General features: G+C 60.3%; 27 protein-coding genes. 12 read left to right on the forward strand and 15 right to left on the reverse strand.

Translation table 11 applies throughout. The features are described 5' to 3' along the window. Position 1 precedes the first annotated feature (1 nt). Together SIC14_RS06060 and SIC14_RS06065 are read left to right on the forward strand one after the other, a co-directional pair. Positions 2-1,702, forward strand: a complete 1,701-nt coding sequence (locus tag SIC14_RS06060) for a beta-1,6-N-acetylglucosaminyltransferase (protein ID WP_412564927.1) — start codon at positions 2-4, stop codon at positions 1,700-1,702. A gap of 6 nt (positions 1,703-1,708) precedes the next feature. Further along, positions 1,709-3,133: a sulfotransferase family 2 domain-containing protein gene (locus tag SIC14_RS06065; protein ID WP_412564928.1), complete on the forward strand. Its 1,425-nt coding sequence runs from the start codon at positions 1,709-1,711 to the stop codon at positions 3,131-3,133. A 77-nt stretch (positions 3,134-3,210) separates the two neighbouring features. Here SIC14_RS06065 and SIC14_RS06070 read toward each other — a convergent pair whose 3' ends face one another. The 7 genes from SIC14_RS06070 to SIC14_RS06100 all read right to left on the reverse strand — a co-directional run bounded on the left by SIC14_RS06070 (position 3,211) and on the right by SIC14_RS06100 (position 8,323). After that, positions 3,211-3,675, reverse strand: a complete 465-nt coding sequence (locus SIC14_RS06070; protein WP_412564929.1) for a PTS sugar transporter subunit IIA — start codon at positions 3,673-3,675, stop codon at positions 3,211-3,213. A gap of 46 nt (positions 3,676-3,721) precedes the next feature. Further along, positions 3,722-4,282, reverse strand: a complete 561-nt coding sequence (gene hpf, locus SIC14_RS06075; protein WP_412564930.1) for a ribosome hibernation-promoting factor, HPF/YfiA family — start codon at positions 4,280-4,282, stop codon at positions 3,722-3,724. 262 nt (positions 4,283-4,544) lie between these two features. Next, entirely contained in the window at positions 4,545-5,303 is a 759-nt protein-coding gene (gene lptB, locus SIC14_RS06080) for an LPS export ABC transporter ATP-binding protein (protein WP_412564931.1), read from the reverse strand. A 5-nt stretch (positions 5,304-5,308) separates the two neighbouring features. Next, positions 5,309-5,788, reverse strand: coding sequence for a lipopolysaccharide transport periplasmic protein LptA (gene lptA / locus SIC14_RS06085; RefSeq protein WP_412564932.1), 480 nt, complete (start codon positions 5,786-5,788; stop codon positions 5,309-5,311). 11 nt (positions 5,789-5,799) lie between these two features. Next, positions 5,800-6,405 (reverse strand): LPS export ABC transporter periplasmic protein LptC, encoded by a 606-nt coding sequence (lptC, locus tag SIC14_RS06090; RefSeq protein WP_412564933.1) that lies wholly within the window; start codon positions 6,403-6,405, stop codon positions 5,800-5,802. 20 nt (positions 6,406-6,425) lie between these two features. After that, positions 6,426-7,037: a ribonuclease D gene (locus tag SIC14_RS06095; RefSeq protein WP_412564934.1), complete on the reverse strand. Its 612-nt coding sequence runs from the start codon at positions 7,035-7,037 to the stop codon at positions 6,426-6,428. 596 nt (positions 7,038-7,633) lie between these two features. Beyond that, positions 7,634-8,323: a type 1 glutamine amidotransferase domain-containing protein gene (locus tag SIC14_RS06100; protein WP_412564935.1), complete on the reverse strand. Its 690-nt coding sequence runs from the start codon at positions 8,321-8,323 to the stop codon at positions 7,634-7,636. Between the two features lie 105 nt (positions 8,324-8,428). On the opposite strand from SIC14_RS06100, the gene SIC14_RS06105 reads away from it, so the two are divergent. Next, entirely contained in the window at positions 8,429-9,325 is an 897-nt protein-coding gene (locus SIC14_RS06105) for a LysR family transcriptional regulator (RefSeq protein WP_412564936.1), read from the forward strand. Between the two features lie 66 nt (positions 9,326-9,391). Here SIC14_RS06105 and SIC14_RS06110 read toward each other — a convergent pair whose 3' ends face one another. The 3 genes from SIC14_RS06110 to SIC14_RS06120 form a co-directional block, all read right to left on the reverse strand. Then, the gene (locus SIC14_RS06110) at positions 9,392-10,006 is read right to left on the reverse strand and encodes a LuxR C-terminal-related transcriptional regulator (protein WP_412564937.1); all 615 of its coding nucleotides are present in this window, start codon (positions 10,004-10,006) and stop codon (positions 9,392-9,394) included. Positions 10,007-10,258: 252 nt separating this feature from the next. Then, entirely contained in the window at positions 10,259-10,768 is a 510-nt protein-coding gene (locus SIC14_RS06115) for an IclR family transcriptional regulator (RefSeq protein WP_412564938.1), read from the reverse strand. After that, positions 10,698-11,039: a helix-turn-helix domain-containing protein gene (locus SIC14_RS06120; RefSeq protein WP_412564939.1), complete on the reverse strand. Its 342-nt coding sequence runs from the start codon at positions 11,037-11,039 to the stop codon at positions 10,698-10,700. Before SIC14_RS06120 ends, SIC14_RS06115 begins: the two co-directional genes overlap by 71 nt. 122 nt (positions 11,040-11,161) lie before the next feature. Between SIC14_RS06120 and SIC14_RS06125 the strand changes: the two genes are divergently transcribed. Further along, positions 11,162-13,309, forward strand: coding sequence for a malate synthase G (locus tag SIC14_RS06125; protein WP_412564940.1), 2,148 nt, complete (start codon positions 11,162-11,164; stop codon positions 13,307-13,309). 28 nt (positions 13,310-13,337) lie between these two features. Beyond that, complete coding sequence (locus SIC14_RS06130; RefSeq protein WP_412564941.1) at positions 13,338-13,760, forward strand: GlcG/HbpS family heme-binding protein; 423 nt, start codon at positions 13,338-13,340, stop codon at positions 13,758-13,760. 133 nt (positions 13,761-13,893) lie between these two features. Here the strand turns inward: SIC14_RS06130 and SIC14_RS06135 are convergent, their stop codons facing one another. Next, positions 13,894-14,445 (reverse strand): carboxymuconolactone decarboxylase family protein, encoded by a 552-nt coding sequence (locus tag SIC14_RS06135; RefSeq protein ID WP_412564942.1) that lies wholly within the window; start codon positions 14,443-14,445, stop codon positions 13,894-13,896. A 324-nt stretch (positions 14,446-14,769) separates the two neighbouring features. Between SIC14_RS06135 and SIC14_RS06140 the strand changes: the two genes are divergently transcribed. Next, positions 14,770-15,192, forward strand: a complete 423-nt coding sequence (locus SIC14_RS06140) for a hypothetical protein (protein ID WP_412564943.1) — start codon at positions 14,770-14,772, stop codon at positions 15,190-15,192. Between the two features lie 52 nt (positions 15,193-15,244). Here the strand turns inward: SIC14_RS06140 and SIC14_RS06145 are convergent, their stop codons facing one another. Further along, positions 15,245-15,754, reverse strand: coding sequence for a hypothetical protein (locus tag SIC14_RS06145; protein ID WP_412564944.1), 510 nt, complete (start codon positions 15,752-15,754; stop codon positions 15,245-15,247). 260 nt (positions 15,755-16,014) lie between these two features. Here SIC14_RS06145 and SIC14_RS06150 point away from each other — a divergent pair, with 260 nt between their 5' ends. From SIC14_RS06150 to SIC14_RS06175, 6 genes are all read left to right on the forward strand, one after another. After that, on the forward strand, positions 16,015-16,719 hold the full coding sequence (locus SIC14_RS06150) for a hypothetical protein (RefSeq protein ID WP_412564945.1): 705 nt from the start codon (positions 16,015-16,017) through the stop codon (positions 16,717-16,719). Continuing rightward, positions 16,716-18,248, forward strand: a complete 1,533-nt coding sequence (locus SIC14_RS06155; RefSeq protein ID WP_412564946.1) for an O-antigen ligase family protein — start codon at positions 16,716-16,718, stop codon at positions 18,246-18,248. Before SIC14_RS06150 ends, SIC14_RS06155 begins: the two co-directional genes overlap by 4 nt. Continuing rightward, positions 18,245-19,066, forward strand: a complete 822-nt coding sequence (locus SIC14_RS06160; protein WP_412564947.1) for a metallophosphoesterase — start codon at positions 18,245-18,247, stop codon at positions 19,064-19,066. The genes SIC14_RS06155 and SIC14_RS06160 overlap by 4 nt, the downstream gene beginning before the upstream one ends. Next, positions 19,063-21,204 (forward strand): GumC family protein, encoded by a 2,142-nt coding sequence (locus SIC14_RS06165; protein WP_412564948.1) that lies wholly within the window; start codon positions 19,063-19,065, stop codon positions 21,202-21,204. Before SIC14_RS06160 ends, SIC14_RS06165 begins: the two co-directional genes overlap by 4 nt. Positions 21,205-21,312: 108 nt before the next feature. After that, positions 21,313-21,579 (forward strand): hypothetical protein, encoded by a 267-nt coding sequence (locus SIC14_RS06170; RefSeq protein ID WP_412564949.1) that lies wholly within the window; start codon positions 21,313-21,315, stop codon positions 21,577-21,579. Continuing rightward, on the forward strand, positions 21,576-22,313 hold the full coding sequence (locus SIC14_RS06175; RefSeq protein ID WP_412564950.1) for a hypothetical protein: 738 nt from the start codon (positions 21,576-21,578) through the stop codon (positions 22,311-22,313). The genes SIC14_RS06170 and SIC14_RS06175 overlap by 4 nt, the downstream gene beginning before the upstream one ends. Here SIC14_RS06175 and SIC14_RS06180 read toward each other — a convergent pair. From SIC14_RS06180 to SIC14_RS06190, 3 genes are read right to left on the reverse strand one after another with little or no spacing between them, the layout of a single operon-like run. Next, complete coding sequence (locus tag SIC14_RS06180; protein ID WP_412564951.1) at positions 22,310-23,626, reverse strand: hypothetical protein; 1,317 nt, start codon at positions 23,624-23,626, stop codon at positions 22,310-22,312. The two genes, SIC14_RS06175 and SIC14_RS06180, sit on opposite strands and share 4 nt — an antisense overlap. Then, positions 23,623-24,909, reverse strand: a complete 1,287-nt coding sequence (locus SIC14_RS06185; protein WP_412564952.1) for a lipopolysaccharide biosynthesis protein — start codon at positions 24,907-24,909, stop codon at positions 23,623-23,625. The genes SIC14_RS06180 and SIC14_RS06185 overlap by 4 nt, the downstream gene beginning before the upstream one ends. Positions 24,910-24,918: 9 nt before the next feature. Then, complete coding sequence (locus SIC14_RS06190; RefSeq protein WP_412564953.1) at positions 24,919-25,803, reverse strand: sulfotransferase domain-containing protein; 885 nt, start codon at positions 25,801-25,803, stop codon at positions 24,919-24,921. Positions 25,804-25,805 lie beyond the last annotated feature (2 nt).

Genomic DNA, 25,805 nt, shown 5'->3' on the forward strand with positions numbered 1-25,805 from the left:
CATGGGAACCGTCGGGATCATCATGCTGGTGCACACAGCGCTGGGTCGGGCCGAACAGGTGGCGCGGCACTGGTCGGCGGCAGGTTGTCCGGTGGTGATCCACGTCGATCGCAATGTTGATCACAGCACCTATGCCGCCTTTGTCGATGCCGTGGCTGATCTGCCCGAGGTGCGGTTCAGCGCGCGACACCGCTGTGAATGGGGCACTTGGGGCATTGTCGCGGCCTCGCAAAGCGCTTCTGAATTGATGCTGTCTGACTTCCCGGATGTGCGCCATGTCTATCTGGCGTCGGGATCCTGCTTGCCGCTGCGGCCGGTGCAGGAGCTGACCGATTACCTTGCCGCCCGTCCGCGCACCGATTTCATTGAAAGTGCCACAACAGCGGATGTGCCCTGGACCGTGGGTGGGTTGGATGAAGAACGGTTTACCCTGTCGTTCCCGTTCTCATGGAAAAAGAACCGTTACCTGTTTGACCGCTGGGTGGGGCTGCAACGGCTGGTCGGGCGCAAACGCAAGCTGCCCAACGGCATTGTCCCGCATATGGGCAGCCAGTGGTGGTGCCTGACGCGGCAGACGCTTTCGGCCATTCTGGAAGACCCGGACCGCGAATTGTTTGATCGTTATTTCAAAGGGGTCTGGATCCCCGATGAGAGCTATTTTCAATCCCTCGCGCGGCTCTATTCCACCAGCATCGAAAGCCGTTCGCTGACGCTGTCGAAGTTCGACTTTCAGGGCAAGCCGCATATTTTCTATGACGATCACCTGCAGCTTCTGCGGCGTTCGGACTGTTTTGTGGCCCGCAAAATCTGGCCCCATGCTGACCGGCTCTATGACAGCTTCCTGAATGACGCCGCGGGCATGATGAAGGGGACCGAGCCCAACCCCGGCAAGATTGACCGCATCTTTGCCAAGGCGCTGGACCGGCGGACACGGGGCCGCCCCGGCCTCTATATGCAAAGCCGTTTCCCGCATGATGGCTGGGAAAACGGCGTCACCTCAGCGCGCTATTCGGTGTTTCAAGGCTTTGGCGATCTGTTTGAAGATTTCGACAGCTGGCTGACCAAGGCCACCGGGGTGCGGATGCATGGCCATCTGTTTGCGCCGGACCGGGTGGATTACGCCGACGGCCAGACAGTGATGAACGGCGCGTTGAGCGACAGCGCGGCCATTCGCGATTACAACCCACAGGCCTTTCTCACCAGCCTGATCTGGAATTCCCGCGGCGAACGGCAGTGTTTCCGCTTTGGCCCGACGGATGAGCAGGACATTGGCTGGATCTTTGCCAAAGACCCAAACGCGCAGGTCTCGGTGATCTCGGGGGCCTGGGCGGTGCCTCTGTTCCAGTCCAACCGCAACTTTGCCGACCTCCGGCGCGAAGCCGCGCTGTTGCAGAAAGTTGAATCGGAACACCTGAAAGTGCTGCGCTCGCCCTATACCAAGGCGCGCATTCGCATCTGGACCATGGCCGAGTTTATTGAGGCCCCGATGGAGCCTTTGCAGACCATCATCGATGAGATCGGCAGCCGCTCTGGCCGCCGTCTGGCCGAGGCGCCGAAAATGGTGGACTTGACCGGCTTTGGTCAATTCCTGCAAAACCTGAAGAACCAGGGGATGCACCCCTATTTGATGGGCGACTTTGCGGTCGAACGGGGTTTGAATGCCGGCGACCGTCCAAAACGAAAACCTTATTTGGTAAGATAGACTTAGATGAGCGACAGGTTTGATTATTTCGTGGTCTTTGCTGAAATGCGGACCGGCTCCAACTTTCTCGAAGCAAACCTGAACGCCTTTCCGGGGCTGTCCTGTCAGGGTGAGGCGTTCAATCCGCATTTCATCTGTTACCCCAACAAGACCGAAGTGTTAGGGCTGACCCAGGAAATGCGCGATGAAGATCCGCTGCGGTTTCTGGAAACGATCAAACGGCACAGTGAGGGCATGGGGGGATTCCGCTATTTCCACGATCACGATCCCCGCGTGCTGGAAGAGATCATCAACGATCCCCGTTGCGCCAAAATTGTGCTGACGCGCAATCCGGTCGAAAGCTATGTGAGCTGGAAAATCGCACAGGCGACAGGGCAGTGGAAACTGACCAACGAAAAACGTCGCAAAGACAGCAAGGCGGTGTTTGAGAAGGGCGAATTTGACCGCCATCTGGCCGATCTTCAGGCCTTTCAGGTGGAACTGCTGAATGCGCTGCAAACCTCGGGGCAGACCGCGTTTTATGTCGCCTATGAAGACCTGCAGGACATCGCGGTGATGAACGGTCTGGCACGCTGGCTGGGACAGGACGACCAGCTGGAAGAGTTGGACGGCAAACTGAAGAAACAGAACCCCGCGCCGCTGTCGGAGAAGGTGGAAAACTTCGCCGCGATGGAGCAGGCCCTGGGGCAGTTGGATCAGTTCAATCTGACCCGCACGCCAAACTTCGAACCCCGTCGCGGGGCGGTTGTGCCTTCTTACGTGGCGGGGGCCAAGGCGCCGCTGCTGTTCATGCCGCTGCGCTCGGGGCCTGATGCGGCGGTGGAGAAATGGTTGGCGGATCTGGACCGTGTGGCCGAGGATCAGCTGCACAGCAAGTTCAGCCAGAAAACCCTGCGTCTGTGGAAGAAGGACAATCCTGGTTTCCGCAGTTTCACCGTGTTGCGCCACCCCGTGGCACGGGTGCATACGGCCTTTTGCGAAAAGATCCTGTCGACCGGTCCCGGCAGTTTCAACAAGATCCGCAAGACCCTGAACAACCGCTATGATCTGGGCCTGCCGACCGAGGTGGATGCCAGCTATGACGTGGCCAGCCATCGCGCGGCTTTCCTAGGGTTCCTTGATTTCCTCAAAATGAATCTGGCGGGGCAGACTGCCATTCGCGTCGATTCCTCCTGGAGCAGTCAGAACCAGACCCTGCAAGGATTCGCCGAGCTGGCGCAGCCCGACATGATCCTGCGAGAAGAAGAGCTGGGCGACATGCTGCCCGTTCTGGCGCGGCGGGTGGGCTATACCAATCCGATCGAATACACCCCGCCACCCGAGGCTGGGCCGGTGCCACTGGAAGCGATCTATGATGATCATCTGGAGGCCAAGATCGCCTCGATCTATCAGAAGGACTATGTGGCCTTCGGTTTTGGCCCTTGGCGCTGAAACTGGCCGTGAAGCTTGCGTTAGAAACAAAAAAGGCGACCCGCGGGTCGCCTGTTTCTTTTCAGCTGTCTGGCCCCTCAGGCGGCTTGCGCGCCCTGAGATTCAGTCAGGATGGTATAGAGCGTGGCAGGGTCCGCATTGGCCCGCAGCTTGGTACAGAGCGCCGCTTCGCGCAGCGAACGAGACACCAGCGCCAGCGCTTTCAGATGTTCTACCCCGGCCTCTTCCGGCGCAAACAGGGCAAAGATCACATCAACCGGCTGCCGGTCGACCGCTTCGAAGTCGATGGGTTTTTCCAATAGGATAAACGCGCCAACAACACGGTCGATGTCGGTCAGACGGGCGTGGGGCAGGGCCACACCGTGGCCCACACCCGTTGGTCCAAGCGTTTCCCGCTCCAGCAGAGCTTCGACGGCGGCCTCTGGCTTCACGCCATAGGCCGCAGCCGCCAAATCGCCAAGATCATGCAGCAAGCGTTTCTTGCTGGTGGACGCGGCAATAACCTTCACGGCCTCTGGTTTGAGGATGCTCGAAAGTTCCATGGTCTGTTCAGTGCTCCGCTGGCCTGGGCTGCGCCCGGCCGTTGATTTACTGCGGGTCGATCCAGCCGATGTTGCCGTCTTCGCGACGATACACGACGTTCAGCCCGTCTTTCCCCTCGTTCCGGAAAACAAGAACCGGTGACCCGGCAAGTTCCATCTGCATCACCGCTTCACCTACAGAGAGCGACGGAATCTTGGTTTCCATTTCGGCAACGATGATCGGCTGCAGCCCGTCAGGCTCCGAATCCGTATCGTCAGACGCGAGGATATAGGACGAAGCGCCGAATTGTTCAACTGGTTCGGAACGGGCGCTGTGGTGGTCTTTCAGGCGGCGCTTGTAGCGGCGCAGCTGCTTCTCCATTTTATCGCAGCATTTTTCGAAGGCGGCGTAGATTTCATGATCGTGAGCTTTGGCCTGAGCGGTCAGGCCGGTGGACAGATGCACGGTGGTTTCGCAAACAAATTCATTGGCGGATTTCGAAAAGACAATATTGGCATCCGTTGGCCGTTCCGCATATTTCTGAACGGCCGCCCCCAGCCCGTCCTTCACATGGGTTTGCAACGCATCGCCAATATCAATCTGTTTTCCACTGATTTGATAGCGCATCGAGTCTCCTTTACATGACAATTCGGTTTTGTCGCCCAACACGCATAGCGCGCGGACGTTTATTGTTCCCGAATGCTGGATGGTTTCATGACATATGCCTGCCCGTAACAGAGTGGTCTTGTCTCCAAGACCTCCTCATGCGTCGGTACAAAAGCCAGAAATGCCATGACCCCATTTGGACTGAGTCGGTGCCTGTCTGTCAATCAATCAGTGAAAGTTTTTTGACAGGACCAGCCTAGGCGAGTCGCCGATCAACTCAAAATCAGGAGATTTTGAAGTTGTCGCCCAGATAGACGCGGCGAACGTTTTCGTTTTCCACCACCTCATCCGGGGTGCCAGACATCAGCACCTTGCCGTCATGCAGGATGTAAGCGCGATCCACGATTTCCAGCGTCTCACGGACGTTGTGATCGGTGATCAGAACGCCAATGCCGCGTTTCTTCAGATCGGCCACCAGATGGCGGATGTCACCGACGCTAATGGGGTCAACCCCGGCGAACGGTTCATCAAGCAACAGGTATTTGGGATTGGCGGCCAGACAGCGGGCAATCTCTACCCGGCGGCGTTCACCCCCCGAAAGGGCCAGCGCCGGGGCGCGGCGCAGGTGTTCGATTGAGAATTCCGACAGCAGCTCTTCCAGCCGTTCCCGGCGTTTGTGGCGGCTCTTCTCAACGATATCCAGAACCGAGGCGATGTTGTCCTCAACGCTGAGACCGCGGAAGATTGACATTTCCTGCGGCAGGTAGCCAATGCCCAGCTTGGCACGACGGTACATCGGCAGGCCGGTCACATCGCGGCCGTCAATCGTCACATGGCCGCCTTCGGGGTACACAAGGCCTGCAATGGAATAGAAGGTTGTGGATTTGCCGCAGCCGTTTGGCCCCAGCAGCGCCACCACTTCGCCGCGGTTCAGCGACATCGAGAAATCACGGATCACCACACGGGTTTTATAGCTTTTGCGCAGGTTCTGGACTTCCAGACCCTGGCTGCCTTCGGTGACCGAGAGCTGCGGCTTTGCCATTTGGATCAGTTCCCTGTCTGCAGCGTGGTCCGGACGCGGCCACCCACCTGGGCAGTGCCAGCTTCCAGGTTGATGGTGATTTTTTCCCCGGTCATCACATTCTGGCCCTGGGTCAGCAGCACCTTGCCGGTCAACAGAACAATGCCCGCGTCGATGTCATACTGCGCCGATTGCGCTTCGGCGGCATCTTGTCCCGACACCAGCGTCACACCGCCGGTGGCTTCCAGGGTTGCGATTTGTTGAGTGTCTTCTTTGTAGACCACCAGAACCGAAGGGGCCGACAGGATCATCTCGCCCTGGGTGATCACCACATCGCCGCTAAAGGTAGCCGTGCCGTCTTTCTGGTTCACCGCCAGTTCATTGGCGGCAACCTCGACCGGGGCATTGGGATCAGGGCGGGCTTTGCCGAAGGCCAGGTCATTGGCCAGAACGGGCGTAGCCAGAGTCATCAGGGCCGCAAGGGCAAGGGAAATCACACGGGTCATATGGAACAATCCTAATTCTGCGGTTGATATACCAGTTTTACGCCATTTGTGAAAAGCAAATGGACATCGCCAGTCTCAGTGTCTTCGGTCAGCAGCATCTTGCCAGCCTCGACATAGCCGGGCGGGCCGTCGCCGGTCACCGGGCCAGTGGTTTCGGCGCCGATCTTAGCCATCTCGGTGCGCAGATCGCCGCTGCGGATGGTGTAGCCGGTGGAGCTGGTCACCACCACATCGCCGCTGAGCGTCGCCACTTGATCGCGGGTGTTGAGCAAAGCGGTCGCGGAGGTGAAGGTCACCTGCGCCCCGCTGGTCAGGTCGATGATAGCCCGCAATGTTTCGGCATGCGCCAGATGGGCCTCTGTGTCGTCCGGTTTGGCTGTGGCGGCCTCAAAGGCAATCAGATCCCCCGCCGTGGTTGCGCCGGCAAACCGGGGCGCGGAAATTACTTCCTGACGCGCACGTTCCTGCAGATCGCGCATGACAGTGGGCAGTTCGGTGTTGGTATCCTGACCGCGTGACAGGAGGAACAGCGTGGACAGCAGCACGATCGACAACAGGGGCAGCAGGATTTTCATCCAGCCCACAAAGATCGAGTAATATCCGTCCCGCGGTGCCATCGTTTGTTCCTTACCCGCCTTTAGTGCGCGAAGATGTCCACATCCGGCCAGCCAGCCAGATCCAGCTTGGCGCGGGTCGGCAGGAAGTCAAAACAGGCCTGCGCGGTTTCCATCCGGTCCTCACGGGTCAACATCCGGTCCAGCTCGGTCTTCAGACGGTGCAGGTACAAGACGTCCGAGGCCGCATAATCCAGCTGCGCTTTGGTCAGCTCCGGCGCGCCCCAGTCGCTGCTTTGCTGCTGCTTTGAAATGTCCTGTTGCAGCAATTCCTGCAGCAGGTTCTTCAGCCCGTGACGATCGGTGTAGGTGCGCACCAGTTTGCTGGCAATCTTGGTGCAATAGACCGGGGCAGTCAGGGCGCCGAAAGCGTTGTAAAGCGCTGCGATGTCAAACCGGCCAAAATGGAACAGCTTCAGCACATTGGGATCTTCCAGCATCTTGCACAGATTCGGTGCCTCGGTCTGACCTTTGGCGATCTGTACGATATGGCTGTGACCGTCGCCGCCGGACATCTGGACCACACACAGACGGTCGCGATGCGGGTTCAGCCCCATGGTTTCACAGTCGATGGCCACAACCGGGCCCATATCCAGCCCGTCGGGCAGGTCGTTCTGATAAAGATGGTTGGTCATAAGGATCCTTTAAGCCGGTCAAAACGGGCCTTTGGTCGTCTGGAGCCTCACGCAGAGGCGATGTGTCCAAGCGGTTCTAGGTTTTTCGGGCGCTTTTGCCAAGTTTCGCCAGCAGGCAACACGCAGGGAATCGCTCATTTCGCGGGATTCGGCGGGCGGAACCGTGGCTGAAACTGAAAATACGCGGAAAGTGCAGAATCTTCGACCAAAGTTCGGGTCCGTTAACCAATTGTAAAGGCTTTGAAATTACGACTGAGTTCGACTTTAGGAAAATTGGACCCTTACCAAAGTATGTATGCCCATACCAATACCCAGATATTCGGGCGGCGGCGTTTTGGGTTAAAACCAATACCAAGGTACTGGTGATGAGTTCCAAAGTTCTAAGTGACCTGTATCGAGTATCAGTAACGAGTACAAAGGAGCGCGAGAGTTAGAAAACACGTAAGGCAGTCAACCGTTGTTTTCGATGTCCCCCCCCCTCACTCGCGCTCCTCTTTTACCTGTTCTTTTTCTCTCCCCTGATCAAGTCCCCAAATCCCGGTCTCCCCAGACCGGGATTTCTTGTTTTTGGACCGGGGATCGAAGGGCCGTAGCGGTCAGGCCGCCAGCGCCTGACGCACAGCCTGGGCGGTGCCGGTGGGGGAATTCGTGTTCTGGCCGGTGATCAGGGTGCCGTCCACCACCACATGTTTGGGCAGCGGCAGAAACGCTTTGGAATAGCGCAGCCCCGCCTGTTTCAGGCGATCCTGCATGTTGTAAGGCACCAGTTTGCGCACCCCGGCAACCGCCTCGTCAAAATAGGCAAAGCCTGTGCCGCGTTTGCCCGCCTGCAGCATTTCCCCCGTGCTCAGACGGACATTTTGTAGCGCGGCCACACCGTGGCAGACGGCAGAGACCACACCACCGCGTTCATAGAGTTCGGTCGTTTTGACGTGCAGCGCGCGGTCTTCGGCAAAGTCCCACATGGCGCCATGGCCCCCCGCGAAATAGACCGCATCATAGCGCGACCAGTCCACTTCGTGGATCGACGGGGTATTCTTCAGCAGCGCCATAAAACGCGGGTCCTGATGGCGGGCGCGGGTGGCTTTGTCATAGACCGGAAACCGCAGGCTGCGCGGGTCAATAGCAATGTCGCCGCCTTTGGGGCTGGCAATCTGTATCTCGACATCAGTGCCGTCAAAGACATCGAAGAAATGGCTCAGTTCGGACAGCCACAGGCCTGTGGGTTCCGCCTTGGGATTGTCAAAACGGGTGTGGTTGGTGACGAGGATAAGAATGCGGGTCATGGCGTTTGCCTTTCGATCAGTGAAGCTGTTGAGACGAAACTATGCCTTGTTGCTCGGTCTAACAATTTACTCGAAATCAACCTCACTATTAGGTAATGTCGAATAATGCGCCTGCCTTTGCTTACCCTCGAAGTTTTTGATGCCATTGTCCGGGCCGGCACCCTGCGCGGTGCGGCTGAGGTGCTTGGTGTGAAACCCGCCACGGTCAGCCAGCAGCTGAAAACTCTGGAAGAGCAGATCGGCGCGGCGCTGTTTATCCGCACCACCCGTTCGATCAACCTGACCGAGGCCGGCCGCGCCCTGCAACGTGACATCGGGCCGGCGTTTGAGCAGATCACTCACGGGCTGGAGGCGGCGCGCAGCACCGGCCATTCCGCCCGCGGTCAGTTGCGGCTGGCGGTGCCGGAATTTGCCTATTTCCTGCTGCTGCAGCACAGTCTGGCGGAGTTCCAGAAAAGCTACCCCGAGATCGAGGTTGAGCTGGCGATGACCGATGCCCTGTCCGACGTGGTGGGCGAAGGCATGCATGGCGGCTTCCGTCTGGGCGGACTGGTGGCCGAGGATATGGTGGCGGTGGCGCTGACTGATCCGCTGCGTAGTGTGGTGGTGGCCAGTCCGGAGTATGTCGATACCTATGGCGCGCCCGATACCCCGCAGGATCTGCTAAGCCACAACTGCATCCGCTACCGTTTTCCCAGTTCCGGCGTGGTGGCGCCGTGGGCCTTTAACGGGCCGGAAGGGATGTTTCAGGTTGAGGTGCGCGGCGGGTTGATCGCCAACTCCTCGCCCGTTGCGATAGATATGGCGAAACAAGGTCTGGGGCTGAGTTTCACCTTCCGTGATTATTGCCTGGCCGATCTGCAACGCGGCGATTTGATTGAGTTGCTGACCACCTATCAGGCACAGGTGCCTGCGGTGCATTTCTATTTCCCAACCGAGTACCGCAATATGATGCCGCTCAGGCTGTTTCTGGATCACCTGAAGGCCACAGCCCGCCGCTGAGTCCAAAAAGGCCCGGCGCGGACGCCGGGCAGGGGTAGGGACATTGTAAAGCTGTGGTGTGGCGCGTCAGACCAGCCCGTAATCCCGCGCCAGCAGGGCGGCCTGGGTCCGGTTCTGCACGTTGAGCTTCTTATTGATCAGCGTGACGAACTGTTTCACCGTTGTCTCGCGGATCCCCAGCTCATAGGCGATCAGCTTGTTGGTTTTGCCGGTGGCAATTTCGCGCAAGATCTCCCGTTCGCGCCGCGACAGCGTGTCGAAATAGGGGTTCTCTTCCTCTTCGGGGTCCGTGCCGGTGAATTCCTCCGGCATGTGTTTGCCCCCCATCGCGAGGTATTTCAGCGTCTGCACGAAGTAGTTGGCCGAAACCGACTTGGCGATCACGCCAACAGCCCCCAGTCGGAAGGCTTCGCGCGCTTCGGTTTTGGGGATCTGGCCGGACATGACGGCCACATGTTGCACGTTTTCGGCGGCCATGACCTGTTTCAGACCGCTGAGACCATTCATGCCGGGCATTTGATAGTCCAGCACGACGAGGTCGTAGAATTTTCCAGTTGCCAAGAGTTGCAACGCTGCCGGGAGGGTGCCAACCTTATCTACGGTGACTGTCTCGTCCTGGGCGAGGTATGTTGCAATCATCTCGATCAATAGCAGATGATCATCCGCGAGAAGAATACGCATGGGCCGCTCGACCTGCCTTTCTCGGTTTAACAAGTTACTTATTAATCTTCTTCTTCAGTATAGGCTGGCATGACGCTTGCATGAACCGCTCGGGGCCGTGGCAAAGGTCCAAGCGCGGTCGGATAAGGAGGGTCCAGACCCTCCTTTGGGAGGGGCGGATCCGACTTTGGGCGGGCTTTCAGGCGGGTTCTGCCGATTTTCAGACGTCGGATCGTTGACGTGATTCCTGCGACAACCGGGGCGTTGCCGCGGTCAATCCGGTGCTTTGCCGCCCAGAACCTCGGTCAATTCACGCGCCAATCTCTGCACGGTCACACCGGTTTGCTGCACCTTTTCCGGTGTCATCCGCGATGCAAGGCCAGAGACGGAAATGGCGCAGGCGGGTTCCCCCGACGGGCCCCAAACGACGGCCGCCACGCAGCGCAGGCCCATCACAAACTCCTCATCATCCAGCGCATAACCGCGCTGGCGGATGTTGCGGATCTCGCTGTGAACGGCGTCGGGGCTGGTCAACGACCGCTTGGTCATGGCCCGCAGCCCGTGACGTTCAATGGCGCGGTCAATGGCGGTGTCTTCCCAGGTGGCCAGGATCGCCTTGCCCATGCCGGAACACATCACCGGCACGCGGCCACCGGGCGGGGAAATGGCGCGCATGATCTCGCGGCTTTCGACCTGGCTCAGCGTCACCACCTCACCATCCTCGATCACGCCAAGGTTGGCGGTTTCCCGCGTGGTGTCGCGCAGCCGTTTCAGGAAGGGCAAACGCGGGGGCCACAAAGCTGCGCTGTTTGGTGTAGGCGGCCCCCACCGCAAAGGCACGTTGCCCCACATGCCAACGGCCGGAGGCGGCATCGGCATGCACAAACCCACTTTGTTCCAACGTTGTCAGCAACCGGTGCACGGTTGAGGCCGCCAGCCCCGCATCCCGCGCCAGATCGGTGAGTCGTGCGCCACAGGACGAGGCCGCGATCCGTTCCAGCAGGGCCATCGCCCGCTGCACTGATTGCACGCCACTGCTTTGCCGTTCGCTCATAAGCCTTTGGATTCCTGCTGCCTTGGAGGATCTTTCCACAATGTGGAAATTTTGTCCAATGTGCAAGACGCTGTGCGCGCCAAGGTATACAATGGTGCGCAAAGAATACGAGGAGTAACAAGATGAGCGCATATGTATCGCGTGCTGGGCTGGACGTGGCTCAGGAACTTGCAGAGTTGATGGAAACCGAAGTGCTGCCCGGGCTGGGTCTGGACGCGGATGCTGTTTGGCAGGGCTATGCCGACCTGCTGGCGGATCTGGCGCCGGAAAACCGCCGCTTGCTGGCTGTGCGTGGCGAGATGCAGGGGCAGATCGACACTTGGCTGAAGGCCCGCAAAGGCCAGCCGTGGGATGCGGTGGCCTATGAAACCTTCCTGCGTGGCATCGGCTATCTGGTGGAAGAGGGCGGTGACTTCGAAGTCAACACCCAGAACGTGGATCCCGAGATTGCGACAATTGCCGGTCCGCAGCTTGTGGTGCCCGTGATGAACGCCCGTTTTGCCCTGAACGCTGCCAATGCCCGCTGGGGCTCGCTCTACGATGCGCTTTACGGCACCGACGCGCTGCCGGGCGCACCTGAGGGCAAGGGCTATGATCCCAAACGCGGCGCGCAGGCAGTGGCCTGGTCGGCAGACTTCCTCGACAAGGCAGTGCCGTTGGCATCGCGCAGCCACGCGGATGTGACCGCTTACCGTCGTGACGGTGCTGCGCTGGTGGCCGAGGTTGCAGGCGAAACCGTTGGCTTTGCGGATCCGTCGGGCTTTGTCGGGTACACCGAAGAGGGTGAAACAGCCTCCTATATGCTGGTGCATAACGGGATGCATATCGAACTGCTGATCGACCCGTCCCATGTGGTCGGCGCGGCCCATCCCGCCGGTCTGCGTGACGTTGTGCTGGAAAGCGCTCTGACCGCCATTCAGGACTGCGAAGATTCGGTTGCGGCGGTGGACGCTGAAGACAAAGTGGCCGTTTACAAAAACTGGCTGGGCCTGATGAAAGGCGATCTGGCGGAAACCTTTAGCAAAGGCGGCAAGGAAATGACCCGCCGTCTGAACGGCGACAAGGTGCTGACCGGCCCCGAGGGTGGCGAAGTCACCTTGGCGGGTCGTGCCCTGCTGCTGGTGCGTAACGTGGGTCACCTGATGACCACCGACGCGGTAAAGCTGAATGGCGAAGAAACCCCCGAAGGTATGCTGGACGCGCTGGTCACCGTGGCCTGCGCCATGCACGACCTGAACAAATCCAGCGGCGCCCGCAACTCGCGCGCAGGCTCGGTCTATGTGGTGAAACCCAAGATGCACGGCCCTGAAGAGGTTGCCTTTGCCAACACCACCTACGCCCGTGTGGAACAGATCCTGGGACTGGCGGAAAACACCGTAAAACTGGGTGTGATGGACGAAGAGCGCCGCACCTCGGCCAACCTGCGTGAATGTATCCGCGCAGTGAAGGACCGACTGGTCTTTATCAACACCGGCTTCCTCGATCGCACCGGGGATGAAATCCACACCTCGATGCAGGCAGGCGCCTTCATCCCGAAGGATGAGATGAAAACCGCGGTTTGGCTGTCGACCTATGAAAACGGCAACGTGGATGCGGGCCTGTCGTCGGGCATGCAGGGCAAGGGCCAGATCGGCAAAGGCATGTGGGCCAAGCCCGACATGATGTCCGAGATGCTGGAGGCCAAAATCGGCCACCCGAAATCCGGCGCCAACACCGCTTGGGTGCCTTCACCCACCGCAGCAACCCTGCACGCAACCCATTACCATCAGGTCGATGTCTTTGCCGAACAGGAGGCGCTGAAATCGCGCGAAGCCGCCAGCTTGACGGATCTGCTGACGCCACCGCTGCTGTCCGGCCGCAACCTGACCCAGGACGAGGTGCGCCGCGATCTGGACAACAACTGCCAAGGCATCCTGGGCTATGTTGTGCGCTGGATCGATCAGGGTGTGGGCTGTTCCAAAGTGCCCGACATCAACGATGTGGGACTGATGGAAGACCGCGCCACCCTGCGGATTTCCTCGCAGTATCTGGCCAACTGGCTGGTGCATGGTCTGGTGACCGAGGATCAGGTGATGGACAGCCTGAAACGGATGGCGCTGGAAGTGGATCGTCAGAACGCCGGGGATGCGGCCTATCAGCCGATGGCGCCTGGCTTTGACGGGGTGGCCTTTGCCGCTGCCTGTGACCTGATCTTTAAAGGGGTCGAGCAGCCCTCGGGCTATACCGAGCCGGTGCTGCATGCCCGCCGTCGTGAAGCCAAAGCGCTGTAAGCAGCGCTGCGGAAAGGGAGGAGGATCCATGCTCACTATTCAACGTCTCGACAGCGCGGAGGCCCGCGTGATGATCGCGGGCGCCCGTGCCAAAGCCGAGGAGATCGGGGTGCCCATGTGCATCGCGATCACCGATGAAGGCGGCAATCTGGTGGCCTTTGAACGGATGGACGGGGGGAAAGTGACCTCCTCGACCATTGCGATAGACAAGGCCTTCACCGCAGCGGGGGCCAAGAAGGCAACCCATGAGTATGGCGAGGTCAGCCAGCCCGGCAAACCCGCCTATGGGATCGCGTCTGCCATTGGTGGCCGCCTGATGGTGGTTGGCGGTGGCCTGCCAGTGGAGGTTAATGGTGCGGTGGTGGGGGGCATTGGCGTGTCTTCGGGCACCCCGGCGCAGGATCGTGAAGTGGCTGAGGCCGGCATCGCAGCCTTTGTCGCTGCGGGTTGATTTTCCACATATCGCAGACACAGAAGCGGCGCCTCATGGGGCGCCGTTTTGCATTTGAACTGAGTATTTTAGGGCCTTGCCCTCTTGGCCTGAGGGCCAATTCACCCAGAGTTTCCGGGCAAGATGAAAGCCTTCACGGATCGAAGGGTTTTTCCGCCAGCGCTGCGGCGATGTCATCATCCAGCGGGGTTTCGCAGGAGTTCAGGATATAGCCCAGCGTCGAGTAGAAGCCGACGGTGGCGATGACATCAAACATGCCGTCCTTGCCCACCAGATCCACCAGTGCCTGCTGGGTGTGCGGCGACAGGCGTTTTTCGTAGAACAGCTCATCCACGGCGCGGGCGACGGTTGCATCATCCCTGCGCATGCCCTCCAGCGGGCCGCGCACCTTGTTGATGCGGGAATCGCTCATGCCACAGGCACGGGCGCGGTGCACATGCTGCGCCCACTCGTAGGACGAGCCCAGCCGGTGGCCAGTGCGCAGAATTGCCACTTCGGACAGTTCATTGCCCAAAGCGTTGTCCAGTACCACATGCTGCCGCAGCGGCGCCCAGGCATTCAACAGTGCCGGATTATGCGCCATGGTCCGGTAGACGTTCAGCTTGGTTGCAAAACTGTCCTCCAGCGCTGCGGCGCTTTCGGGCCATTGGTTATCCTGCAACGGGGGGAAGCGGCGCTCTGTCATCGGGTCTGCCTGTGCTATGCGGTTCTTTGTTCTGGGAATGCGCCTTGGGCCTTGGGCTGTCAACCAGTCAGTTCGTGGTTTGCAGCGTGCCGCCGAATCCGGCAGCCTTGCCCCAATTTTGGACAAGGAAGCCAAATAGGGGAAATCGTCCCCCAGATTGCTCTGCTCGCGGTTGCGCCTGGGCGGGAAAGGGCCTCCTTCTCGCTAAAGTTGCTGGGATTTCTTTACAGTCTTGTTGCAAAGACGGTAGAAGTTGCCGGGTACACCCCAGTGCCATTTGCACAATCGGGGACAGGTATTTTGTTCCTTCCTGGAGACAGATTTATGTTGAAGACTATTGCGAAAGCCGGCCTCTGTGCTGGTGTGATTTTTCTTTCGCCCTTGGGGGCGGCGGCCCAAACGGCACCCGATATTGATTTCAGCGGTCTTTTGGCCAACTGCCAGTCTGACCCTCTTGGGTGCAGTGCAGCACTGAAAGTGGCTCTGGCCGAGATCAAGCTGGCACAGGCGACATTGCCACCCAGCGTTGTGGATGGGCTGCTGGGCAGCCTGGCCACGGTGGCCGTCGCGGCGGCGCAGACGGAACCCACCCTTGGGGCTGCTTTGGGCGATGTGATTGCGGATATTTCCGAAACCGTGTCCGAGGAAAGCGGCGTTGGCGAACAGCTGGCGGAGATCGCCGAGCAGGTGAGCTCGGGGGGTGCGGATGAGGTGGATCTGACCGAAATCGGTGGCAGCCCGGCTTAAATCTGGTGCCGATCTCTGGATTTGGGTCCTTGGGCCTCAATGCAGGGATGGATCAGGTGCAGCGTTGCACCCCCATGGCGATCAGCTGACTGCCCTTCAAAGTGATGAGCTTGCGCGAGTAGCGGGCAGATCCCATGAACCAGCTTTGCAGTTCGGCCGGATAGTGTGACGCCATTGTGCGCGACCATTCGTCGAACTGCTTGGGCAGCATGTTGAGGCCCCGGGTGGCCAGTTGTGGCCCATGGAAGCCGAATCGCGCATTGGGGCTGACGCAGGTGTTGGCCAGACCCAGATAGAGGGTGCATGCCGAATTGCAGAAGCCTCTGCGGATTTCGACACGCTGGCCGTTGGCACGGATGCTGCGGATCTGTTTCAGCCGGGCGGGCAGGCTGCCGCCGCCGTCATTGCTGATCCGAATGACCGACTGGGCCAGTGCCTGCGTCGGCAGGGCAGCAGACCCAAGGGTGCTGAGGGTGAAGAGCAGGGCAGCAGGCAATAGGACACTCGCCCGGCGAAACGCAACACGTCGCCGTTCGAGACCGCCGAGAAGGTCTCGTTTCATCGTTACACTCACTGGCTAGAAACCGGCAGGGCCGGAAAAATGCGGTGAAATCAGGATAGGAAGGGGTCGGAGTTCTTCAACGACGCATCCGTCTGCCTTTGGCAGACTTTGGGCGGTAGCACCGGTCGAATGGGGGCGACGGGCCAACGCTTGTGTTTGGGATGGCAGGAGAATGAGGCGGAATCAGGGGGCAAATTGCGCAACAGGCGAGACAAAAGGTTAAAAAGCCATACGTTCGGTGAGGCTGGCGGGCGGTGCCAATGCGTGGGGTGAGTGTGGCGCGCGCCGCGTTGCTGGCGGGATGTCTGGCGCTGTTTGTGGCGGCAGCGGCGCGGATCCCGGCTGAGCTGGATCTGATGGCACAGACCGGACGCGATCCGGCGCTTGTGTATCTGCGGGTGGATGCAGCCCCCTTGGTTTTTGCCCCTGCACCCTCCGTGCGGGCGCAGCGGGCGCAGATGGCGGATTGCGATGATCTGATGGTCTCGGTCTTTGCCCAGCTGCGGCGCGGTGCCCCGGCCGAAAAGGTGGCGGCGGCCTGTCTGGCGCGGGCGGAAGCGATCCTGCAAACCTCGCCCAGCTCAAGCGCGGCGCATCTGGTGCGAGCGGGGGCGTTTCGCACCCTGGGACAGCCGCAGGATATGGTGGACAGCCTGCTGTTGTCGCATCGTCTTGCCCGACATGAGGGCTGGCTGGCCGCGCGTCGGTTGCGACTGGCCTTTGCGGCAGGGGAGGTGAGCGCGCTGACCGCGTTGCGGCAAGCGCTGGGCGCCGATGTGGCCGTGGTGCTGTCCAGCGAGGCCTACCTGCCACAACTGGTGCAGATGTACCGGCGCAATGTAGATCAGCGGCAGTGGATCACAGACATCGTCGGAGCCGCTGACCAAGCCGATCAACGCAGGTTTCTGAAAGGGCTGCGCAAAGCGGCGGCAGAGGCGAATAACAATGCGGAGGCCGGGTCATGATGGATTTTGACCAGACCGCGCCGCGGGTGTTGCAAACGCCGGACAGGTCGCGGCAGGCCCAGACCTTGGATCACCCAGACAGCCCCGTTCAACCGGCACCGCAACACGGCGATGCGCTGGTGTTTGAAACGGTGGAATTGGCGTCAGAAGCGCAACGGCAGTCGCCGAAAGCAGCCACAGCGGTGAACAATCTGATGGCGTTTCTAGTGGCGCTTTTTCTGGTGCTGATCCCGATCCCCTATGGGGCCAATACGGCGCTTGCCTGGATGGCGGCGACGGTGGCGCTGGCGTTGATGCTGGCGGGGTATCTTCTGGCCATCCTTTATGTTGATCCGGGCCGACCGCTGCAATTTGCCCGTGCCCGTTGGCTGTTTTGGTCGGTTGGGCTGATCCTGTTGGGGGTGGCCTTACAACTGTTGCCCATTTGGGGTGGTTTGGGGGCTGTCTGGCACGGTCTGCCTGATTCTCTGCACCCCGTGACCGCCAGTTTCAGTCCCACAGCGACCGGTCTGGGGTTGATCCGGTTGGCCTCTTATGGGGTGTTGTTTGTTCTGGTGCTGGAGATCGGCACCAACCGCTACCGGGTCGAACGTCTGTTGTTCTGGATCTATTGTGGGATTGTGGCCCATGCGATCTGGGGGCTGATGTCGCTGACTTTTTTTGGCGACACGCTGCTGTTTGGACCAAAGACGGCGTATAAGGGCGTTGCGACCGGCACCTTTATCAACCGGAACTCCTTTGCCACCTATCTGGCCTTTGGGCTGGTGATTGGCACCGCGCGCCTCTGGGTTCAGATGCGTGGGCCGCGGGCGCGGTCCCCGCGGTTGCGGTCTTCTTATCAGGGGCTGACGCTGGACAGTCTGGTGCATCTTGTTTGGCTCATGGTGGTGCTGGCGGCGCTGTTTGCCACCGGATCCCGGCTGGGGCTGATGGTGGGTCTTCTGGGCATTGTCAGCGTCACGGTTTTGGTGCTGCTGAAAACCGGCATGACGGCGGCGCGGGTGGCGCTGGTTTGTGGCATCGGCGGGTTGGGGCTGGCCTTGGGGGCGGTCCTGCTGATGGGGCGGGATGTCACCGCCGAGCGGCTGGTTTACAGTTTTGTCGACAGCCGCCACAGGCTGCAGCTGTTCAGCCAGACCTGGGATATGATCCTGGCCCGCCCCTGGCTGGGCTACGGGCTCGACAGTTTTCCGCTGGCCTTTGAGATGTTCCACCAGCCGGCGCTGCGGATGGATCGCACCTGGGCGCAGCCGCACAACAGTTACCTGACGCTTTGGGCCGAGTTGGGGCTGCCCTTGGGCACCGTGGTGATCGGGGTGCAGATTGCCGTCTTGATTGTGTTGATCCGCGCCATCAGGCGGCGTGAACTGGCCTATCTGCCAGCGGTGGTGGCGGTTGCGGTGATGGCTGTTGCGGCAGCGCATTCGCTGGGGGACTTCAGCCTCGAGATTGCCGCGAACACCTATTTGTATGTGACTTTGATTGCGCTTGGGCTGGCCCGGCGGTCGTATTCGAGGGGGACGTCATGAGGTGGCTCTTTGGCCGTAAACCCGCAGAGACCGCGGCCCCCAAAATCCTGCGGCTGGCCGGATTTCCGGCGGCAATCTATGCCATCGGGGACATTCATGGCTGCCTGTCGCTGTTCCAGCAACTGGAAGAGGCAATCATCGTCGATGGCGCGGCGCTGCCGGGGCGCAAGCTGATTGTCTGCCTTGGCGATGTGATTGACCGGGGACCGGACAGCGCCGGTGTTGTGGCCCGTTTGCTGGACCCAGCGCCGGTGGGGTTTGACCGGGTGACCCTGCGCGGCAACCACGAACAGATGTTCGAACAGTTCCTTGCCGCGCCTGCCCGCAATCTGCGTTGGCTGCACTATGGCGGGGCAGAAACCCTGCGATCCTATGCGATCACCCCCGAGAGCGGCGCCGGGTTTGAGGCCGATGGTGCCCTGCTCAGCCATAAGGTGCAGACCGCCATTCCTGCGGCCCACCGCCAGTTTCTGGCCGCGCTGCCCTGCGGGCTGGAGGCGGGGCGTTACCGCTTTGCCCATGCGGGGTATGATCTGGGGGCCCCCGCTGCCCGGCAATCGCAGGAACGGCTGTTGTGGGGGCCTCCTGAACTGGCCGATCACAGCGCCTCGGATCAGGTGCTGGTGCATGGGCATATCCCGGTGGATCAGACCCTCGTGACCTCGCGCCGGATCAATACCGATCTGGGGGCCTATCTTTCGGGCCAATTGGGCGCCGTGCGGCTGATGCCGGACGGATCCGCGCCAAAAGTCATTTCCGTTTCTCAGACCAACACGGCTGCACCGGCTGCAGCAGCATTTCAGGACATCGAAGAATGAACCAATTGAATGAAGACATTGTCGACCTGCGCGAAGTCTTTGCCATCCTGCGGCGGCAGCTGCGTTTGATTGTGATGACAGTGGTGATCGTGCTGGCGCTGGCTTTTGTTTTTGTGATCCGCACCACGCCGCAATACACGGCCATGGCACTGATCCGGGTGAACCCTCAGGAAACCAACCTGCTGAACCCAACCGTCGCGGCCGCAGCCAATTCCAATGTCGAAACCACGCAGATTGAGACCGAGGTCGAGATCCTGAAATCCTCGCGATTGGCGCTAAAGACCATTGAGACGGCCAAGCTGCACAAATCCGAGGAATTTGGCCGCTCTGTGGGCCTGTTTGACAAGTTCCGCGCGGTCTTGGGCATGGAATTGCCGCCGCCCCCTACGGGGCAGGCGCTGCTGAACGAGAGCCTGAAGAAGTTTGATGACGCCCTCACGGTGCGCCGGCGCGGGCTGACCTATCTGGTTGGGGTGCAGGTCACCAGCACCGACCCCGAACAATCTGCCCATATCGCCAATACCCACGCGCTGACCTATATTGATGCGCAGGTGTCCAGCCGGATCGAAACCTCCAACAACGCCAGCAAGCTGCTGCGGGAAGAGCGCGACAAAGCCAGCCAGCGTCTGGCCCGCAGCAATGAGTCCCTGCGGCGCTATGTGGCCGACAATATCGACCGGCTCAGCGAAGAGGTGGGCACCGAACAGCTGGCCGCGCTCAAGGGTCAGCTGGGGGATGTGACAGGGCGGCTCGGGGAGTTGCGGCAATCGCTGGACGCGGCCAATACCGCCGTTGCGCAACAGAATTGGTCCATGCTGGCCGACAGGATTAGCGATCAGGCGCTTGTCACATTGGAACAGGAACGTCAGGGCCTGTTGCGGCAGCTGCAAGGCACCGGGGCGGACAGCACAACACGGGTGGATCTGGACCGGGCCTTGGCCGATCTGGACAAACGCCTGCAAGACCGCGCCCGCACCGCGGTTTCGGATCTAAAACAGGACGTACAGCAGGAAACAACGGTCGAAGCAGGTATCCTCGACGAGATCCAAGAAGCGATGGCCGGGCGCGACCTCAGTTCCCAGACCGTGACCGAGATCTACGGCCTCAACCGGGATGCAATTGCGGCGCAGCAGCTCTATGACAATGTCATCAGCCGGTTGCGTGATCTCGAAGCGCAGGCGGTGGTGCAAATCGCTGACAGCCGCATGATCTCTGAAGCCCTGGTGCCCAGCCAGCCGTCCTACCCCAATAAAACACTGGTTCTGGCGATGGCGCTGACCCTTGCGTCTGTGCTGGGTGTGGGCCTCGCGCTGTTGAAAGAGTTCTACTACGGCGGTGTCACCTCGGCGAACCAGCTGGGCAATATCGTGCCAGTGAAAGTGGGCGCGGTGGTGCCGAAACTGTCTTATCAGCAAGGGCGGGATACGCTGGCCGATAAGGTGTCAAAAGAACCGATGACCCAGTTCGCCGAAGCCTTCCGCAAGCTGCGCGCCTCGGTGGATCAGGCCTTGCGGGACCGCGCAGGTGGGGCCGTTGTGCTGGTGACCTCGGCAATTCCGGCAGAGGGCAAATCCACAACCGCCCTGTCGCTGGCGCGCACCTATGCGCTGGCAGGCAAGCGCACGCTGCTGATTGACGCCGATCTGCGCAACCCGTCGATCCATCAGTTCATTCGCGAAGAACCGGGGATTGGCCTGCTGGAGTATCTGCAGGCGGGCCAGTCCTCTGCAGCACACCCGGACGCCAAAGGCACCGATCCGGCTGAGGAATTCTATGTGCTGGATCCACTCAGCAGCCTTGGCATCATCTTGGGCAGCCGCCGTGCCAATGTGCCGACAGATGCACCGCTGCAATCGGACGCATTCCGGGATCTGGTGGCAAACGCCCGCTCCGCCTTCGATGTGGTGGTGATCGACTCGGCTCCGCTGATCCCGGTGGTCGACACCCAGTATATCGCCCCCCTGGTGGATGCAGCGGTGATCTGTGTCCGTTTCGGCGAAGCCAGCCAGGTCGAACTGCGCACCGCCTATGCCCAGCTGCGCGACACCTTGCCGGTGGAGGCAGATGTGCTTTCGGTGCTGAATTGCTTTGAGGGTGGGGTGCAGAGCTATCGTTATGACGGGTACTACGGCGGCTAAGAGGCCTCTGGGCAGAGAGCACCGTACGCTGCGTTAGCGCGGTGTTTATCGGTTTCTGGATAGGGTTCTGCGCGAAACAGAACTTGCCCAGAACCTGCGGAGGCTCCTATGTCCAATTCCTTTTCAACCTATGCATCCGGCCTGAATGGCCCTGCCACTGATCTGATGCCGGTGACCCCTGACGATGGCACCGACCTGAGCCAGATTCCCGTTGCGCTTTATGTTGCAGGCGGTGGGGTGCTGCGGATCCAGACGGTGGACGGCCGCGATGTGTCCCTGCCGGTGGCGGATCACGTGACCCTGCCGGTGGGTGTGCGTCGGGTCTATGCCACCGACACCACGGCGACCGACATCTTCGGGTATATTGTCAAATGATCGGTCTAGATGTGACATCTGTTGCACGGGCCAGCGGGCAAGTCCCGCCACCATGGAACACACGCCATTGTGGCCCCGGTGGGGTGCCACCGGCCCTGACGCTGGATTTTGAACGGTGTGTTTATGGGCAGGGCCGGCCTGAATGGGCCTGGCCTGCCAGCCTCAATTTTGCGCGGGACGGGGTAAAAACCGTCGCGGATCGTAGTGGCCTGTTACAAGAGGTCCCAGACGACACGCCCGCCTTTGACTGGTCCGGTGGGCGGCGCGGGCTGCATTGCGGAGTGAACGGCGGCGCGCCTGACCAGTTGGATCTGGATCTGGGGACGTGGTGGTCCGGCTCTGGCGGCGCCATTGTCTGCGATTTCACCATGGTATCCACCAACGGTGGTTTTGACAGGGTGTTTGAGATCAACGACGGCCTGTCTGCCGCCAGCCGGATCTCTTTGCTTTACCATGAGGCGCTGGGCCGGTTTGTGTTGGGCGTCTACGACGGCGGCGTGGCGCAGGCCGTGCTGACGGGACCAGAAACCGCCTATAGCCTTGGGACCACCGCGCGGGTTGCGGTCAGCTTTGCCGCCGGCAGTTTTGCCATTTCGGTTAATGGGGCCGCCCCGCTGTCACAAGGCGCGGGTGCTCTGCCGTCGGGGCTGACACAAATGAACATCGCTTCGGCCTTTGGATTTACCAATATCCCAGAGTTGGTCATGCATAGCCTTGTTTACCACACGCACTAATCCTGCATCGGGGTTTCCCGAGGGGTGGTGGGGACCAAAACATGGCAACTGCCTAACATAAACCAGAACAAGATTGAGCTATAGGCCTCCGTCGCAAGCTGCAAGAATGTGAATGAAGCTAGAACCAAACCAATAAAGGCCGGGAGTATGTTGGATATTCCCGGCTGGTTGTGCGCACGGCGAAGGTTGTGCGCCGCCCTGAGGATCATGGCAATGATTACAGCAAGGGCGGGCGCCCCTCCTCTGACACTGACATCCAAAAAGCCGCTTTCGGCAATTGGAATATCCGCAATTGGAAATAGATATTGCTGGTAAAGTTCGAATGATGACCCAAATGGGCGTGACAGGGTCACCTGAATGGCAAAGGCGAGTCGGTCGGCGCGGACAGTGTCGCCTTCGTTGGTTTCGCCCCCGGTGCCTGATACCTGAAGCAATGTGTTGATCGTGCGACTAAGACCCGCAAAGGCCCCATCGTCGACGGTGCTTAAATACAGCCCTGCAACAACCAACAGTGCGGCTGTGCCGGAGAAGGCCAGATATTTGCTGTGAATGCCACGGATCTGAAAAAACACGCACCATAACCCGATTGCCAGTGCCAGCAGCGCAGTGCGCGACCAGTAGGCCGACACTCCCAAGATCAGAAGGCCGCCAATCAGCAGGCTGAGGCCTCGTTTCAGGCCGCGCTGTTTTACGGCACTGGCGATAAAATAGGTGGCCGCAAAGGCCAGCAACACCGGAAAAAATCGCTTCACTTTGGGATTTGTGAACGGACCAATGTGATCGGCCAGGGAGGAGAAACGTGACGTCGGGCCGGAGATTGCAGTTTGCAATGTGTACAGCAGCAAATAGAGGGTGAAACACGTGCAAAGAGCTTTGAAGAAAAGTGCAATGGCCAGTGCGCGGTCGTCATCGTTCCGCCAGCGCGAAAAGAAAAAAACAGCCGCCACAAAGGCGGTAACCGGGTAGATTGTTTGCACGCAACGCAACACAGAGCGCGCGATATTTGTGTCGACCCACCCCATCAGCAACCCAAGAAGCAAGCTGCAAATCATGATCGTGGCGTAGAGCAGCGGCAATCTCAGCTTTGGCAATGCCCAGGTTTTGGCACGCAGCAGAAACAAAACCGTCAAGGGTAAGATCAACAGATAGGAAACAGGTAGGAGCAGGGTACCAATGGTTTCGGCCGAATAGGACGGTGCCAACCTGAATCCGCCTCGCACGGTAAAGAACACCGGCAGCGACAGAATAAGCGCAACCGAGAGCACAGCACGTTTGTCGCGGCGGGGAAGAAAAGGGCCGCCAATGGGTGTCATGAGGCCTCCTTGGCGTTGGTTGGAAACAGGCCACATAGCGCCCAAAGCGCGAAGCCCATGGACAGCGCGCCACGGCTGGCAAACATTGCGGCGCAGGCGCGGGCGAGGGTGTCAACCGACTGTGGCGCGCTGGCAAACATCAGCACGGCGAAGAACACGGCAATGGAGAGCAGCAGCGCCGTCAGTTCGGCGCGGGGGCGGTCGATCATCGACAGGAAGATCTCGGCATTTCCAGCCAGCAGCCGCAGGGCCTGACCGGTGGCAAGGATTGGCAGGATCAGGGTTCCGGCGGCGACGAACTCGGTCCCGAAAAGCCCCAGCAAGGCGGCAGGGTAAAACCAGCACAGGGCCGCGATGGGCAGGAACAGCAAGGTACTCATCGTGCAGGAGACCAGAAGGCCCCGCAGCAGGCGACGCGGCGCGCCGTCACGAAATGCGCGGGCAAAGCGGGGGGCGAAATAGGCCTGTGAGGCCTGCAGCACCGTTCCCCCTAGTGAGACAAGGCCGATGGCCGCGGCCAGCACACCGGTGTCCGCCGCACTAAGCAGTAGGGGCGCAACAAGACCCACCAGCCGGGACGCTCCCATCACCACAACTCCGTTGAGCCAATAGGTGGCCAAGGTCAGTTTCTGCTGCAGCAGCACGGCGTATTGCGCCCCGATCTTGCTACGCGCCTGACGGACATCGCCACCGACCTGTGTGATGGCAAGCACGCTGGCCAGCAGGAGGGCGCATAGGGTCAGTGCCATTGCCGGTGTTGCCGCGGTTGAGGCGATGCTGGCAACAAGGCCCACGGCCAGCAAGGTCAGCCAAGGCAGAGTAGTGTTTTCCACAATCAACGCCAGACCGGGCCGGTGTTGGGTTTTCAGAAGGTCCGCGACCACCAGCAACAATGCCAATGCCGCCCCTGTGAGTAGGCCAAGCGGATAGAGGTTGAGCGTGTCAGGGTGCCGAGCGCCCAGCGCCAATCCGGCCACGCCCGCCAGCAGGGGCAGCAGCGCCATTATCCCACCAATAGCTTTGATTGCGTTGGGGTCGGCACGTCCGGGTTGCGCGTTAGTACCCTCGCCATCCACGCCTGCGTGACGCAGGGTGAAACGGCTGAGCCCCATATTGGCAATCACTGAGGTTAGGAAGCCGAAAGACAGGACCGCATAAAAAAGCCCGGTTGCATCCGCCCCGTAGAGCCGTCCAATGACGATCAGCAACAGGAAGTTGCCCCCGGTGCCCAGAAGGCGGCTGGCGATGACGTTCAGGTAGGTGAGGGCGGTTCTTCCGGTCACGGTGCTGGCTCAGCTCTGCGGAAGGGGGGCGGCAAGCGGGTAGTCAAACGCCTCAAGCGCCGGACGCAGGCGCTGGGTCACCGCCTCGGCCTCGGCGGTGCTGAGGGCCTTCTGCCACTTGCCACTGCCGCCGCGCCGGAAGGTGTGGGATTTCTGCGGGTCGATTGCGCGGGTCATGACCTCAACCAAACGGGCGGCGGCAAGGTCTGAGCCACCGCGGCTGCGGTAGGCCTCGGCGATCCGGGTCAGCTCGCGCTGTTGGTGTGGGCCAGCGATGTCTTCGTAACGAATGGCCAGCGTGTTGGGATCCTGCAGCCAGCCGGCATAGGGCAGCAGGCGGGCGTTGCATTCGGGGTAACGGTGGTCCAGCCCGTCCAGCGCCAAGGTCAGCCGCGATTTGTCATCGCTGAGCTTGTTGAAGTGTTTGTACATCCGGTGCCAGCGGTTCATTTCCGCCAGATAATAGGCCTCTGAAGTGATGACATCACGCGGGTCGCGGTAGATGAACAGATGCAGCGCGTTCATCCGCGCCAGCTGCGCCGCCACTTCCGGTGCGTGATACAGGTGGCTGCCCAGGGTTTCCCCCGGCAGGATACGGGAAACGGCGCGGGCCAGTTGCTCGGGTGACTTTTCGCGTTGGGTCAGCGAAGGGCTGGTGGCGATGAAACGGCCCAGATAGCGGGTGCGCGGCAGGACACGGGTGGCTTGCAGCAACAGATGGGTGCCGCTTTTGGGCAATGAGTTGGCAAAGACCGGCGGGCGGGTGTCATAGGTGCTTTGGCGCAGGAACAGCCGTTCCCCTCGGGCCACCGGTTCATTGAGGAATCCCAGACCTTTGCGCAGCACAGCGTTGCGTTTCACAAAGGGTTGGTCGATCAAGGTTTCAAACAACATCG

It is taken from the genome of Thalassobius sp. MITS945101 (genome assembly GCF_047123305.1).
Taxonomy (GTDB): Bacteria; Pseudomonadota; Alphaproteobacteria; order Rhodobacterales; family Rhodobacteraceae; genus Thalassobius.